Below are 15,743 nucleotides of genomic sequence, written 5' to 3' on the forward strand. Positions count from 1 at the left end.
TTCTTGACCGTCGCCGGTCAGCCGGGGCCTACCACTCGCCCTCCAACAACTCGATCTCCGCCTGGTCCAGACCCGCGAGGGGGACGTCCGAGGCGGTGTGACCGCCCGCCCCGGGCCCGGCCGCGTGGTCGGCCAGCGCCTCCAGCGCCCGCAGCCACGCCTCCGCCAGCTCCCGCGCGTCCCGCTCGGAGAGCACGCGCTCCCGGTAGCTCAGCGTCGCGCGCAGCTCCGGACCGGTGGGAAGGTCGACGGCCACGACGTCGAGCTCCAGGCCGTGGACCGGGTCCGGACCGCCGTGGACGGCCAGATCCAACTCCAGTGCCTCCGGCGCCACCTCCCAGCCGCCGGCTCCGGTGCCCACCGCGATCCGGCCCTGGTAGCCGAACCCGATCCGCGGCACCGGCAGGCCGGCCAGTTCGGCGGCCGACCCCTGGTCGAGGTGGCGCAGCAGCCCGTAACCGAGCCCGTTGCCCGGCACGGCACGCAGCTGCTCCTTGACGCGTTTCACCACGCGGCCCACGGCCGGACCACCCGACCACAACTCGCCCCAGTGCACCGGGCCCACGTCCAGGCGCACCGGGTGCACGGCGGTGAGCCACCCCACGGTGCGGGAGACGTCCGCGCCGGCAACCCCGTCGTCGCGGCCGGGTCCTTCGACGTCGACCAGCACCGAGGTGGCCGTCGTGCCGGTCCGGCGACGGCGGTCCACGACCGCCAGCGCGAGCGCGGTCAGGAGCACTTCCTCCACACCGCAGTGGAACACCTCAGGAAGCCGGGTGAGCAGGGGTTCGGTGGTTTCGGCCGGAAGCGTCACGAACGCCCTCCCGGCCCGTCCCGGGTCCTCGCCGGCGCCCAACGGGACGCCGCCGAGCTGGGCGTCTGGCGCGCTCAGTACGTCCCGCCAGAAGGGGAGTTCGGCCTGGCGGCGGGTGCTCGCCGCCTCCTCCGCCAGCCGCTCGCTCCACCGGCGGGCCGAGGTGCCTGCGGCCGGCTCCGGCTGAGTCCCGGCCGCGGCCGCCGCCCAGAGCTCGGCGAGGTCGCCCAGCAGGATCCGCCAGGAGACCGCGTCCACCACGAGGCGGTGGGCGACCAGCAGCAGCCGGCCCGGTCGGCCGGCGCCACCGGCGAACCAGACGGCGCGCAGCATCTTGCCTTCCCGGGGCGCGAGTTGGCCGACCGCCGTGGCGAGGTGACGGTCGATGAGCGCCACCAGCTCGGCCTGTTCCGCCGCGCCGCTGTCGACCCGGAGGATCCGCTCGGTCACATCCACCTGCTCGGCGGGCGGGACGCTCAGCAGCCGGCCGCCCTCGGCGTCCTCGACCAGCCGCGCCCGGAGCACGTCGTGCCGGTCGTGCACCGCCTGCAGCAGTGCCGTCAGCGCCGTCAGGTCCAGCTCCGCGGGCGTCGTGACCAGCATCGACTGGCTGACGGCGTCGATCTCGTCCCCGCGCTCGCGCAGCCGGTGCGTGATCGGCGTGGGCGCGAAGTCCCCGACGGCGATGTCGAGTCCCTGCGGCGACGCGCCTTCCAGCAGTTCGGCGACACCGGCCAGGCCGGCCACCGTCCGGTGCTCGAACACGTCGTTGGGGCGGAACACGACGCCCGCCGCCCTGGCCCGGGCGACCAGCTGCATCGAGGCGATGCTGTCGCCGCCCAGCTCGAAGAAGCTGTCGTCGATCCCGACCGTGGGCAGCCGCAGGACCTCGGCGAAGACCGCGCAGAGGCGCTCCTCGACCGGCGTGCGCGGCGCCCGCGAATCGGCGGCGGTGTGGAACTCGGGTGCCGGCAGCGCCTTCCGGTCGATCTTGCCGTTCGGAGTCAGCGGCAGCGCGTCCAGGACCACGAACGCGGAGGGGACCATGTACTCCGGCAGCTCACCGGCCAGGTACGTGCGCAACTCGGCGGGGTCCAGCGCCTTGTGGCCCGGCGCGGGCACCAGGTAGGCCACCAGGCGCGCGGCGCTGCCGTTGTCCGCACGGGCGACGGCGACGGCCTGGCTGACCGCGTCGTGCCGGGCGAGCACCGTCTCGATCTCGCCCAACTCGATCCGGAACCCGCGCACCTTGACCTGGTGGTCCGCGCGCCGGGAGAAGTAGAGCTTCCCGTCGGCGCTCCAGCGCACGATGTCCCCGGTCCGGTACATGCGTTCGCCGGGGAGGCCGAACGGGCAGGCGACGAAGCGCTCCGCGGTCAGCCCGGCCCGGTCGTGGTAGCCGCGGACGACGCCCGCCCCGGCGATGTACAGCTCGCCCGGGACCCCCGGCGCCACCGGCCGCAGCCGGCCGTCGAGCACGTAGACCCGGGTGTTGCCGATCGGTCCGCCGATGGAGGGTGTGCCACCGTCCTTCGCGAGTTCCGCCGTCGTCGACCAGATCGTGGTCTCGGTCGGTCCGTACAGGTTGGTCACCGACTCGGCGAGCTCGCCCAGGGTCTCCGCCAGGGCCGGGGGAAGCGCCTCGCCGCCCGTCAGCGCCCGCAGGCCCCGCACGTGCTCCGGCGCGGCGGTGACCATCGCCTGCCACAACGAGGGCGTCGCCTGGACGATGCGAGCACCGGCGTCCTGCGCCAGCCGGAGCAGCGCGGCGGCGTCCCGCACGGTGTCCCGGTCGGCGATCACCACCGCGGCGCCGGAGAGCAGCGGCAGGTAGAGCTCCAGTGCAGCAATGTCGAACGACACCGTGGTGACCGCCAGCAGGCGGTCGTCCGCGCCGAGTCCGAAGCGCCGGCCCATGTCGTCCAGGAAGTTGCTCAGGCCGCGGTGGGGAACGATCACGCCCTTCGGCCGCCCGGTCGAGCCGGAGGTGTAGATCACGTAGGCGGGGCTGTCCGGGGAGCACCGGACGGCCGGGGCGACGGACGGACGCGCCGACTCGGCGAGCGTGGCCGGGTCGTCCAGCACGACCGTCGGCACGTTCGCTCCGGACACGACCGCGGAGGTCTCCGAGGTGACCAGCGCGAGCGCCGGACGGGCGTCCTCCAGGGTGTACCGGATCCGGTCCTGCGGGTGCTCCGGGTCCAGCGGGAGGTACGCCGCGCCGGACTTGAGGACCGCCAACAGCGCCACGACCAGGTCGGTCGAGCGCGGCAGCGCCACGGCCACCAGGCTCTCCGGGCCGGCGCCGCGGGCGGCCAGCAGGGCCGCGAGCCGGTCGGCCCGCTCGTCCAGCTGCGCGTAGGTCAGTTCGACGCCGCCGCACAGGACGGCGGTGGCGTGCGGCGTGCGGGCCGCCTTGGCGGCGAACAGCTCGTGCACGTGCGGCTCGGGCACCGGACTGGTGGTGGCGTTCCACTCGACCAGCAGGCGCTCGCGCTCGGCCGCCGACAGCACGTCGATCTCGCTGACCCTCAGTCCGGGGTCGGCCGAGACGGCGTCGAGGATCCGCTGCAGCCTCCGGGTCAGCACCTCGACGGTGGCCTCGTCGAACAGGTCGGTGCTGTACTCGACCACGCCGAGCAGGGCCTGCGCGTTGCCCGAACCGTCCTCCCGCTGGCCGAAGGCGAAGTTGAGGTCGAACTTGGCGACCCCGAGGTCGACCAGCTCCTCGCGCACGGCCAGGTTGCCGATGGCGGCCTCGACGTCCGGCGTGTTCTGGACGGTCAGCATGACCTGGAACAGCGGGTGCCGCGCCATCGAGCGTTCCGGGCTGGTCGCGTCCACCAGCCGCTCGAACGGCACGTCCTGGTTGGCGTACGCGTCCAGGGAGACCCGGCGCACCCGGTCCAGCAGCTGGTCGAACGTCGGGTCGCCGGAGGTGTCCGTCCGCAGCACCAGGGTGTTCAGGAAGAGCCCGACCAGGTCCTCCACGCCCTCGTCGGTCCGCCCGGCGATCGGGGTACCGATCGGCAGGTCCTCTCCCGCGCCCAGTCGGGTCAGCAGCACGGCGAGCGCCGACTGGAGCACCATGAACAGGCTGACTCCGCGCGAGCGGGCCAGCGCGGCGAGCCGCTCGTGGAGTTCGGGGCTCAGCGAGCAGTCCAGGGTGCGGCCGCGGTAGCCGGCCGTCGCCGGGCGGGGCCGGTCGGTGGGCAGGACCAGCTCGTCGGGGATTCCCGCGAGGGCCTGCTTCCAGTAGGCCAGCTGGCCCGACAGGAGGCTGTCCGCGTCGTCCTCGCTGCCCAGCAGGTCCTGCTGCCACAGCGTGTAGTCCGCGTACTGGACCGGCAGGTCCACCCACTGTGGGGCATGCCCCTCGCACCGCGCGGCGTACGCGGTCGACAGGTCGCGCAGCAGCGGCATCCGCGACCAGCCGTCGGCCGCGATGTGGTGGACGACCAGGGCCAGGACGGACTCCTCCTCGCCCAGGGCGAACAGGGTGGCCCGCAGCGGAAGCTGGACGGCCAGATCGAAGCCGCGGCCGACCGCCGACCGGAGCAGCTCCGGCAGGGTGGCCTCGGTGGCGTCCACCAGGCTCAGCGGCACCTGGGCGTCGGCGGCCGCCAGCACGTCCTGGCGGGGCAGGCCGTCCACCTCGGGGAAGATCGTGCGCAGGCTCTCGTGGCGGTCCACCACGTCGCCGAGCGCCGCCTCCAGCGCGATCGGGTCGACCCGGCCGGCGAGCCGCAGGACGTACGGGATGTTGTACGTCGCGGCCGGGCCCTGGAGGCGGTTGAGGAACCACAGCCGGCGCTGGGCGAAGGACAGCGGGAGCGTCCGCGGACGCTCCGCGGCCCGCAGCTGCGGCCTGGCCCGTTCCGCGCCCTCCAGCCGGCCCGCCAGGGTGGCGACCGTGGGCGCCTCGAACAGGGCGCGCACCGGCAGCTCCGCCGCCAGCGCCCCTCGGATCCGGTTGACCAGGCGGGTGGCGAGCAGGGAGTGTCCGCCGAGGTCGAAGAAGCTGTCGTCCACGCCCACCGAGGCGACGCCCAGCACCTCGGCGAACAGTGCGGCCAGGACCTCCTCCTGGGGCGTGCGCGGCGCGCGCGAGAGCGCTGCGGCGCCGTAGTCGGGAGCGGGCAGCATCTTGCGGTCGAGCTTGCCGGCGGGCGTGATCGGCAGCTGCTCCAGCACGACGACGGCCGAGGGCACCATGTAGTCGGGCAGGGTCCGTTCGAGGGCCGCCCGCACCTCGGCCGGCGCCACGGTCGCGCCCGGCTCCGGCATGACGTAGCCAACCAGCCGCTGGTCGCCGGGCGAGTCCTCGCGGACGACCACCGCGCCGCGGGCGACGCCGGGGACCGCGGTGAGCAGGGCGTCGATCTCGCCGAGTTCGATCCGGAAGCCGCGCAGCTGGACCTGGTCGTCCGCCCGGCCCGCGTAGAGGACGGCACCGTCCGACCGCCACTTGGCCAGGTCGCCGCTGCGGTACATCCGCGTGCCGGGCGCGCCGAACGGGTCCGCGACGAACCGCTCCGCGGTGATGTCCGGGCGCTGCCAGTAGCCGCGCGCCAGGCCGGCGCCCGCGATGTACAGCTCGCCGTACACACCCGGCGGCACCGGCCGCAGCTGCTCGTCGAGGATGTACACCCGGATGTTGGGCTGCGGCCGGCCGATCGGGACGATGCCCTGCGGCAGCTCCTCGCCCGGCTCGATCACGTAGTCCGTGGCGTCCACGGTCGCCTCGGTGGGGCCGTACATGTTGCGCAGCGCCACGTGCGGGTTGGCCGCGCGGAATCCGGCCAGCGCCTCTCCGAGCAGCGCCTCCCCGCCCAGGCTCAGCTCCTCGGACGGCCAGTACTCGGCCGGCAGCTCCGCGATGAACGGCAGGTGGCTGGGCGAGGCGTGCAGGAGGGTCATCCGCTGCTCGGTCAGCAGTCGGGTGGTGACCTCGTGCTGCTCCAGCTCGGCCAGGTGCACGTGGCCGCCCGCGGCCAGCGGCGCGTAGAGGGGGATGATCGACCCGTCGAAGGACGTCGGCGTGTGCGTGAGCGTCAGGCCGTCGAGGCCGAAGTAGGTGGTGCGGCAGGTCGCGATGTAGTTGATCAGCGCGTGGTGCTCGACCACGACGCCCTTGGGCCTGCCGGTCGATCCCGAGGTGTAGATCATGTACATCGGGTTCTGCGGACGCAGCGGTGCGATCCGGTCGGCGTCCGTCACCGGAGCGTCCGGGTGGGCCCGCACCGCCGCCTCGAACACGGCGGAGTCCATCCGGTACGTCCGGACGCCGGTGCCGGCGAAGAGCGCCTCGGTGGTCTCGTCCACCAGCGCGACCGTGGCCCGGGCGTTCTCGATCATGTACGCGATCCGGTCCACCGGGTAGCGCGGGTCGAGCGGGATGTACGCACCTCCGGCGGCGGCGACGGCCAGCGGCGCGACGACCGTGTTGAGCGACCGGCTCAGCGCGAGTGCCACGAACTGCTCCGGCCCGACTCCCAGCGCGATCAGTTCCCGGGCCGTCCGGTTCACCCGGGAGGCCAGCTCCGCGTAGCTGAGCCGCTCGGTGACCGTGCTCACGGCCGGCGCGTCCGGAGTCGTCCGGGCGTGCTCGGCGATCTGCTCGACCAGGGTGCGGGGATCGCCCGGCTTCAGTGTCCCCTGCCAGTCGGTCAGGATCGTCTCGCGCTCGGCCGCCGATAGCAGGTCGATCTGCGACACGGGCCGGGCGGGGTCGGCCGCGACGGCCTCCAGGAGGCGCACGAGTCGCTCGGACAGTGCCACCATGGTGTCCCGGTCGAACAGTTCGGTGTTGTAGGAGAGCGTTCCCTCCATGCCGGCCGGGGCGCCCGCCGCGTCGAAGGTCTCGCCGATGGCGATATCGAAGTCGAACTTGGCGGTGAGGTTGTTGGCCGGGTGCAGCCTGGTGTCCAGGCCGGGGAACCGCAGGTCCAGTTCCGGGATGTTCTCGAAGGTCAGCATCACCTGGAACAGCGGGTGCCGGGAGAGCGTCCGGTTCGGGCTCAGGCGCTCCACCAGCAGGTCGAACGGAACCTCCTGGTGAGCGTACGCGGCAAGGTCCGTCTCGCGTACCCGGTCGAGGAGTTGACGGAACGTCGGGTCGCCGGAGACGTCGTTGCGCAGGACGAGGGTGTTGACGAAGAACCCCACGCCGTCCACCAGGGACTCGTCGTTGCGGCCCGCGATGGCGGTGCCGATGGGGATGTCCGTTCCGGCACCGAGGCGCGACAGCAGCGCCGCGAGCGCCGCCTGCACCACCATGAAGAGGCTGGCGCCACTGCTGCGGGCGATGTCGGTCAGGGCGGCCTGGAGCTCGCTGCTCAGCCGCAGCGGCAGCCGGTCCCCTTGCGTGCCCAGCACGGCCGGCCGCGGCCGGTCGAGGGGGAGTTCGAGCTGCTCGGGCAGCCCCGCCAGGGTCTGCTTCCAGTGGTCGAGCTGGCGGCAGAGCAGGCTGTCCGGGTCGTCCGCGCTGCCCAGCACCTGCGCCTGCCACAGCGTGTAGTCGGCGTACTGCACCGGGAGCGGCGCCCAGTCCGGCGCCACGCCCGCGCGGCGTGCGGTGTAGGCGGCGACGAGATCGGCCACCAGGGGGCTGAACGACCAGCCGTCCGCCACGATGTGGTGCACCCCGACCAGGAAGACGTGCTCGGTCGGGCTCAGCACGAGCAGGTCGGCCCGGACGGGCAGCTCGGTGGCCAGGTCGAACCCACGCCGTGCCACCGCCGTCAGCGCCTCGTCCAGGTGCTCCTCGTCCACCTCGGACACCCGTATCTCGGCGTGCGCCCGGTCGGCGGGCAGCACGAGCTGGCACGGCACGCCGCCGTTGTCCGGGAAGACGGTGCGCAGGCTCTCGTGCCGGGCGATGACGTCGTGCAGCGCGGCGAACAGCGCCTCGCGGTCGAGCCGACCGGTGAAGCGCAGCGACACCCCGAGGTTGTAGGTCGGGCTCGTGGTGTCCAACTGGTTGAGGAACCACAGGCCTCGCTGCGGGAGCGCGAGCGGCATCACCTCCGGACGCTCGGCCGGCCCCAGCGCAACGCGCGCGCCGCCGGCTTCGGCGACCAGCTTGGCCAGGTCGGCCACGGTCGGCGTGTCGAACAGGGCGCGCACCGCGACCTCGACCCCGAGCACCGTCTGGATGCGCAGCACCAGCCGGGTGGCGAGCAGGGAGTGCCCGCCCAACTCGAAGAAGCTGTCGTCGATCGAGACCGAGGACGTCTCCAGGACCTCCGCGAACAGGCCGCAGAGCACCTGCTCCTGCGGGGTCCGCGGCGGCCTGCCCGTCCCGTCGCCGCCCTGCTCGGGCTCGGGCAGGGCCCGGCGGTCGAGCTTACCGTTCGGAGTCAGCGGGAGGGCGTCCAGGGCCAGCACGGCCGAGGGGACCATGTAGTCGGGCAGCGCCGCGGCGAGCTCGGCGCGCAGGGCGGCGAGGTCGATGCGCTGTCCCGCGGCCGGTACGGCGTAGGCGACCAGCCGCTTGTCGCCGGGACGGTCCTCGCGGACGACCACGGCCGCCGAGCCGACGCCCGGGTGGCGGGCGACGGCCGCCTCGACCTCGGCCGGCTCGATCCGGAAGCCGCGGATCTTGACCTGGTCGTCGGCCCGGCCGGCGAACTCCAGCCGCCCGTCGGCGTTCCAGCGGGCGAGGTCGCCGACCCGGTACATCCGGCTGCCGGCGGGGCCGAAGGGATCGGCGACGAACCGCTCGGCGGTGAGCCCGGGCGCCTGCCAGTAGCCGCGGGCCAGGCCCTCCCCGGCGAGGTACAGCTCGCCGGCGGTGCCCGGCGGGACGCGTCGCAGGCTCTCGTCGAGGACGTAGGCGCGCATGTTGTCCAGCGGACGGCCGATCGGCACGGCGTCGGGGACGGCACCGGGATCGGCGATGCGGTGGTAGGTAGCGAACGAGGTGGTCTCGGTGGGCCCGTAGGTGTCCTTGAACACCAGGCCGGGGAACCGCGTCAGCAGGTCGCGCACGGCGCTGCCGGGGACGACGTCGCCGCCGGCCAGGAGTTCGCGCACGCCCGCCAGGCAGTCCAGGTCGTTCTCCGCGACGACCCGGAACAGCCCGGCGGTCAGGTGCAGGCCGGTGATGCCGTGTTCGGCCACGCACCGCCGCAGGGTGGCGACGTCCATGTCGTGCGGCGGGGCGAGGACCACCGTGCCGCCGGTGAGCAGCGGCACCCAGAGCTCGTAGTTGGCCGCGTCGAACGCGTGCGGGGCGTGCAACAGGACCCGGCGGTGCGCCTCGGCGGCGAAGCAGCCGTCGAGCGCGAAGGCCAGCAGGTCGCGGTGGGTGATCGCGACCCCCTTGGGCCGGCCGGTGGAGCCGGAGGTGAACATCACGTACGCCAGCTGCTCGGGGTGGCCGGCGTCGGCGAGGGGCGTCGCCGGGTGGCCGTCCAGGCCCTCGTCGACCAGCAGCTCGACCGCCCGGTGGGTGAACTCGCGGGCCGGCTGGGCGCGGTCGAGCAGCAGCACCGCCGCCTCGGTCTGCTCGACCACGGCCTGCCAACGGCTCTGCGGGGCGCGGGCGTCGAGCGGCACGTAGGCGCCGCCCGCTTTGAGCACCGCGAGCAGCGACACGACCAGGTCGACCGAGCGCTGCTGGAGGACGGCGACCCGAGACTCCGGGCCGACGCCGGCCGCGCGCAACCGGTGCGCGAGCCGGTTGGACCGCTCGTCCAGCTCGCGGTAGCTGACGGCGGTGCCGTCGGCCGCGACCAGGGCGGTGGCCTCCGGGGTGGCCGCCGCCTGCCGGGCGAAGCGCGCCTGGACGGTGCCCGCGAGGGCGGGAACCTCCCGAACGGCGCCGGACCACTCGACCGCCAGCCGCTCGCTCTCGGCGGGCTGGAGCACATCGATCTCGGCGATGCTCGTCTCCGGCCGGGCGGTGACGGTCTCCAGCACCCGGATCAGGCGCCACACCATCAGCCGCACGGTCTCGGTGTCGAACAGGTCCGTGCTGTAGAGCACCTGACCGCCGATCCCGGCGGGGGCACCGTCCTGGCCGAAGTGCTCGCTGAAGTCGAACTGCAGGTCGAACTTGGCGACCACCAGGTCGCCCGGGGCCACCGCGGCGTCGACGCCGGGCAGCTCCAGCACCCGGTCGGGGTGGTCCTGCATGCTCAGCAGGACCTGGAAGAGCGGATGCCGGCCCAGCGAGCGATCCGGGTTGAGCACCTCCACCAGCCGCTCGAACGGCACGTCCTGGTGGGCGTACGCGGCGAGCGAGTTCCGCCGCACCCGCTCGACCAGTTCGGTGAACGCCGGGCGGCCGGAGGTGTCGGTGCGCAGCACCAGGTTGTTGACGAAGAAGCCGACCAGGTCGTCCAGCGCCTCGTCGGTGCGCCCGGCGATCGGGCTGCCGACGGGGATGTCGTCCCCGGCGCCGAGCGCGGACAGCAGCGTGGCGAGGGCGGCCTGCAGGACCATGAAGACGCTCGCGCCGGTGGAGCGGGCGAGCGCGACCACCTGCCGGTGCAGCTCCGGGCTCAACGCGCAGTCCAGCACGGCGCCGTTGCGGCCGGCCACGGTCGGCCGCGGCCGGTCGACGGGCAGGTCCAGCTCCTCGGGCAGGCCGGCCAGGGCCTGCTTCCAGTAGGCCAGTTGCTGCTCCATCGGGCTCCGGCCCCGCGACTCGTCGCCGAGCAGCGCCCGCTGCCAGAGGGTGTAGTCGGCGTACTGCACCGGCAGCGGAGCCCGGTCCGGGGCGGTGCCGCCGTGGCGGGCGGTGTAGGCGGTGGCCAGGTCCCGTACCAGCGGGCCGAGCGACCAGCCGTCGCCGGCGATGTGGTGGACCACCACGGACAGCGCGTACTCGCCGCCGCCGGTGCTGAACAGCTCGGCGGACACCGGGAGTTCCGAGTCGAGGGCGAAGGCGTGCCCGGCCGCGGCGGTGAGCGCCGCGGGCAGCCGCCCGGCGTCGGTCTCGGTCACCGTGAGCACCGGCGGCAGTTCGTCGGCGGTGAGGATGTGCTGGCGCGGCACACCGGCAGTGGCCGGGAACACCGTCCGCAGGCTCTCGTGGCGCAGCACGACGTCGCGCACGGCTGCGCGCAGGGCCTCGACGTCGAGGTCGCCGGACAGTCGCAGGACCAGCGGGATGTTGTAGGTCGGGCTCGGGCCGTCCAGGCGGTCGAGGAACCACAGCCGCTGCTGGGCGAACGACAGCGGCATCGGGTCGGGTCGCTGGGCGGGCACGAGCGCGGAGCGCGCCGCGGCGGCGCTGTCGAGCCGCGCGGCGAGTCCGGCCACGGTGGGCTGCTCGAACACGTCGCGCACGGCCAGCTCGACCCCTAGCACGGAGCGGGCCCGGCCCGCCAGCCGGGTGGCGGAGAGCGAGTGCCCGCCGAGGGTGAAGAAGTTGTCGTCCGCGCCGACCGACGGGGTGTCCAGCACCTCGGCGAACAGGGCGGCGAGCACCAGCTCGTTGGGGGTACGGGCCTCGCGCCCGCCCTGGCCGGCGGCCGACTCCGGTTCCGGCAGCGCCCGTTCGTCGAGCTTGCCGCTCGGGGTGAGCGGGAGGTGGTCCAGCCCGACGAAGGCGGCGGGGACCATGTAGTCCGGCAGGGTCTCGCCGAGCCGCTTGCGCAGCAGCGCCGGGTCCGGGGCGTCGGTCCCGTCTTGCGGGACGACATAGGCCACCAGCCGCTTCTCACCCTGCCGGTCGGGACGGGCGACGACCGCGCAGTTCGCCACGCCGGGGCAGGCCGAGAGCGCGGCGGCGATCTCGCCGGTCTCGATCCGGAATCCGCGGATCTTCACCTGGTCGTCGGCGCGGGTGAGGTACTCGAGCCGGCCGTCGGCGGTCCACCGCGCGAGGTCGCCGGTGCGGTACATCCGGGTGCCGTCGGCGGCGAACGGGTCGGCGACGAAGCGGGAGGCGCTGAGGGCGGGCCGCTTCAGATAGCCCTGGGCGACGCCGCCGCCCGCGATGTACAGCTCGCCGCCCACGCCCGGTGGCACCGGCCGCAGGGCGCTGTCGAGCAGGTAGGTGTGCAGGTCCGGGATGCCGCGGCCGATCAGGCTGCCCACGCCGGAGGTGGCGAGCTCGCGGCCGAGCGGCAGGTAGCTGACGTGCACGGTGGTCTCGGTGATGCCGTACATGTTGACCAACAGGGGTGCGTTCTCGTCGTGCCGCTCGTACCAGGCGGTCAGTCGCCCGAGGTCCAGCGCCTCGCCGCCGAACACCACGCAGCGCAGCGCCAGCCGGTCGCCGGTCTCCGGGTTCTCCCGGTCCGCGTGGATGAGCTGGTAGAACGCCGAGGGCGTCTGGTTGAGGACGGTGACCCGCTCGTCGGCGAGCAGGCGCAGGAACCCCTCGGGCGAGCGCGAGACGTCGTGGGGCACCACGACCAGCCGGCCGCCGTGCAGCAGCGGCCCCCACAGCTCCCAGACGGAGAAGTCGAAGGCGTAGGAGTGGAAGAGCGTCCACACGTCGTCGGGGCCGAAGCCGAACCAGTGGTCGGTCGCACTGAACAGGCGGACCACGTTGCGGTGCGGGACCACCACGCCCTTCGGCCGGCCGGTGGAGCCCGAGGTGTAGATGACGTAGGCGGGGGCCTCCGGCACCAGCGGGGCACGGCGCTCGGCGTCGGTGGGATCGGTGTCCGGCAGTTCGGCCAGCCGGTCGGTCACCTCGCGGCTGCCGAGGACGACCTGCTCCACACCGTCGGGGACCGGCACCTCCACCCCGGCCTCGGTGACGGCCAGGGCGAGGTCCACGTCGGCCATCGTGTAGGCGATCCGGTCCGCCGGATAGGTCGGGTCGATCGGCACGTAGGCGGCGCCCGTCTTGACGACCGCGAGCAGGGCCACCACCAGGTCGACCGAGCGCGGCAGCACCAGCCCCACGAAGCGGCCCGGCCCGGCGCCGCGGTCCGCCAGCAGGTGCGCCAGCGCGTTGGCGCGGGCGTTCAGCTCCCGGTAGGTCAGCCGCTCCTCGCCCAGCGAGACGGCGACGGCGTCGGGGGCGTCCGTCACGCGCGCCTGGAACAGTTCGGGGAGCGTCGCGTCCCCGGCGGGGGCCACGTCGCCGTTCCAGTCCACGAGGACGGTGCGGCGCTCCTCCGCCGTGGCGACGTCCAGGCGCCCGACCAGCTGCTCCGGCCCGCCGTCGCCGAGGGCCCGGATCAGTGCGGTGAGCCGCTCGCAGTGCTGCTCGACCTCGACGGCGGAGTACAGCTCGGGGTTGGCGTTGACCTCGATCCGCAGGGCGCCGCCCGCCGCGCGGGCGTCGACGACCAGGGTGAGGTCGTCGTCGTGGCCGATGGTCAGGTTCCGCACGACGCCCGGGTGACCGGCGAAGTCGAGGTCGTAGTCGAACGTGACGAGGTTGACGCGCGGGCCCACCAGGCGCCGGCCGTCGACGAGCGCACCGCTGTCCCGGCGCATCGCCTCGTACCGGTAGCGCTGGTGCCGGAGCGCGGCGTGCAGCTGCCCGGCGACGTCCCGGAACAGCTCCGCAACCGTCGCCCCGGAACGGACGGACAGCCGCAGCGGCACCACGTTCGACACCATCCCGGGCACCGACGCGGCGTCGCCCCCGGGGCGCGCGGCGACCGGTAGGGCGAGCACGACGTCGGCCTGTCCGGACACCCGGCTCAGGTAGACGGCCTTGGCGGCGACCAGGAGGGTCGGCCAGGCCATGCCGGTCTCCCGGGCGAGCGAGCGGATCGCCTCGACCGTCTCGGGCCCGATCTCGCGGACGGCGCGCAGCAGCGGGGCGCCGGGGTAGCCCGCGGGCTGCCCGGCCAGGCCGACCACGTCGGGCCCCTCGGCGAGCCGGTCGGTCCAGAACTGCCGGTCCCGCTGGAACTGTTCGGACTCGGTGTACGCGGCGTCGGCGGCGACGAGCTCGCCCAGGCCGGGTCCGGCGGTCGGCGGAGCCGGGGTGCCCGCCACGGCGGCGGAGTAGAGCGCGGCGACCCGGCGGGCGACCAGGCCGACGCTCAGTCCGTCGAGGACGATGTGGTGGTGCCGCTGGTACCAGACGTACCGGCCCTCGGCGAGCCGGAAGAGCGCGAAGGTGAACAGCGGGCCGGCGGCGAGGTCGACCGGCCGGGCGAGGTCCTCGTCGGTCCACCGGCGCAGCGCGGCCTCGGGGTCCGGCTCGCCGGAGAGGTCGAGGACGTGGAACAGCCAGTCGAGCTCCGGGGCGACCACCTGGTACGGGCCGTCGTCGTCCGCGCCGAAGCGGGCGCGCAGCGCCTCGGTCTCCGCGACCACGCGGCGCACGGCGGCCTCGAACAGCCCCGGGTCCACCGGGCCGGCGATGTCGATCCGCTCCGACAGGCTGAAGACCGGATTGGCCGGGTCCCCCTGCGCCGCGTACCAGATTCCCCGCTGCCCATCGGTCAAGCGGAATCGCACACCCTGCGGGTCAGACATTCACTCACTCCACACTCGATCGATCAGCCCGGGGCCCGGACGAAACGGCCCGCCTGAATTCGCGACATCGAAAAAGGAATTGGGGCCCGTCGGCCGGTGAGAACTCGTCGCTGACAGCCTCCCGGGCGCATGCTCGGGAGGCCAACGACAGTGCAAAGAATTGAGTACACCGGCACAGGGCAGAACAGTGCCCGGCGCCCCTTCCGGGGCACCGGGCACCTGGGGCGTCCGCGTCAGCCCGCGGCCAGACCCGCCTCGTCCGGGGTGAACCTGACGGGCAGGTAGGACATCCCGGTCATCAGGTTGGAATGGATCCGGCGCGGTTCACCGGTCAGCTCGAATCCGGTGCTGAAGGTGCGCAGCGCGTCGAGCATCTCCTTCACCTCGACCCGGGCGAGGTAGGCGCCGAGGCAGAAGTGCGGACCGTATCCGAAGGTGATGTGCTTGTTCGGGGTGCGCGCGAGGTCGAGCCTGAACGGGTCCTCGAAGACCGTGTCGTCCCGGTTCGCAGAGATGTTCCACAAGGTGACCACGTCGCCGGACCGCACGGTGCTGCCGGCCACCTCGAAGTCCACCAGGGCCCGGCGGCCGAAGTTCATGGCCGGCGAGGCCCAGCGCAGAATCTCCTCGACGGCCGATTCGAGCGTCACCTCACCGCTCTTGAGCCGCTGCCACTGCTCGGGTTCGCGGCTCAGTGCGTACAGCGCCTCGATCATGCTGAGGCGGCTCGTCTCGTCCCCGCCCAGGATCAGGCTGTAGCAGTTGAAGACGATGTCCTGGTCGGTCAGCGGCACACCGTTGATGTCACTCTGCGTCAGCGTGGTGATGACGTCGTCCTGCGGGTTCTCCCGCCGGTCGGCGACCAGGTCACTGAAGTAGAGCAGGATCTCGTTGCGGGCGAGGAAGGCCTCCTCGGGCGCCTGGTCCGCATCGTCGGAGCTGAGCGAGGACTTGGTCAGGCCCAGCAGGTACGGGTGGTCCTTCTGCGGCACCCCGAGCAGTCCGCCGACGGTCGTCATCGGGATCACCGAGGCGACCTCGGCCGCGAAGTCCCCGGTGCCGCGGCGCACCGCGTCGGCCATCAGCGCCCGGGTGTTGGCCCGGACCAGCTCGGTGACCTTGGCGAGGGCTCGCGGCGAGAACGCCTTGAGCATCACGTTGCGCAGGTCCTTGTGGCGCTGACCGTCCGTCACGGCCAGCATCTGGCCGGCCGCCGAGTCGCCGCCTGCGAGCAGCGTCACCAGGACGTTGCCCTTCTCCGAGGTGAGCCGCTTGTCGTCCCGGTACAGCGCCATGACGTCGGCGTACCGGCTGACCACCCAGAAGCCCGGCTGGTTGCCGTCGCCGGCGTGCCAGTGGACGGGGTGGTCGGCCCGCATGCGGCGCCAGTACGCGTCCATGTCGTTCTCAAGGTAGGACTTGGGGTCCACCAGGTTCACCGACGAGATCTCCTCCGGGATCCCGTTGTGGGTCCCGGTTGTCTGCACGGTCATTTCTCCACCATTTCTCGCACGATGCAGGC

General features: G+C 73.5%; 2 protein-coding genes. Both read right to left on the bottom strand.

All coding sequences use genetic code 11. The features are described from left to right. Positions 1-28: 28 nt before the first annotated feature. Positions 29-14,191, bottom strand: a complete 14,163-nt coding sequence (locus KV557_RS13330; protein ID WP_218200096.1) for a non-ribosomal peptide synthetase — start codon at positions 14,189-14,191, stop codon at positions 29-31. Between the two features lie 263 nt (positions 14,192-14,454). Further along, positions 14,455-15,714: a cytochrome P450 gene (locus KV557_RS13335; RefSeq protein ID WP_218200097.1), complete on the bottom strand. Its 1,260-nt coding sequence runs from the start codon at positions 15,712-15,714 to the stop codon at positions 14,455-14,457. Positions 15,715-15,743: the final 29 nt, after the last annotated feature.

It is taken from the genome of Kitasatospora aureofaciens (genome assembly GCF_019192735.1).
Lineage (GTDB): Bacteria > Actinomycetota > Actinomycetes > Streptomycetales > Streptomycetaceae > Kitasatospora > Kitasatospora aureofaciens_A.

Bases quoted from the DNA above. Each gene is read 5' to 3' on its own strand.
- KV557_RS13335 (WP_218200097.1), bottom strand. From the start codon at position 15,714: ATGACCGTGCAGACAACCGGGACCCACAACGGGATCCCGGAGGAGATC.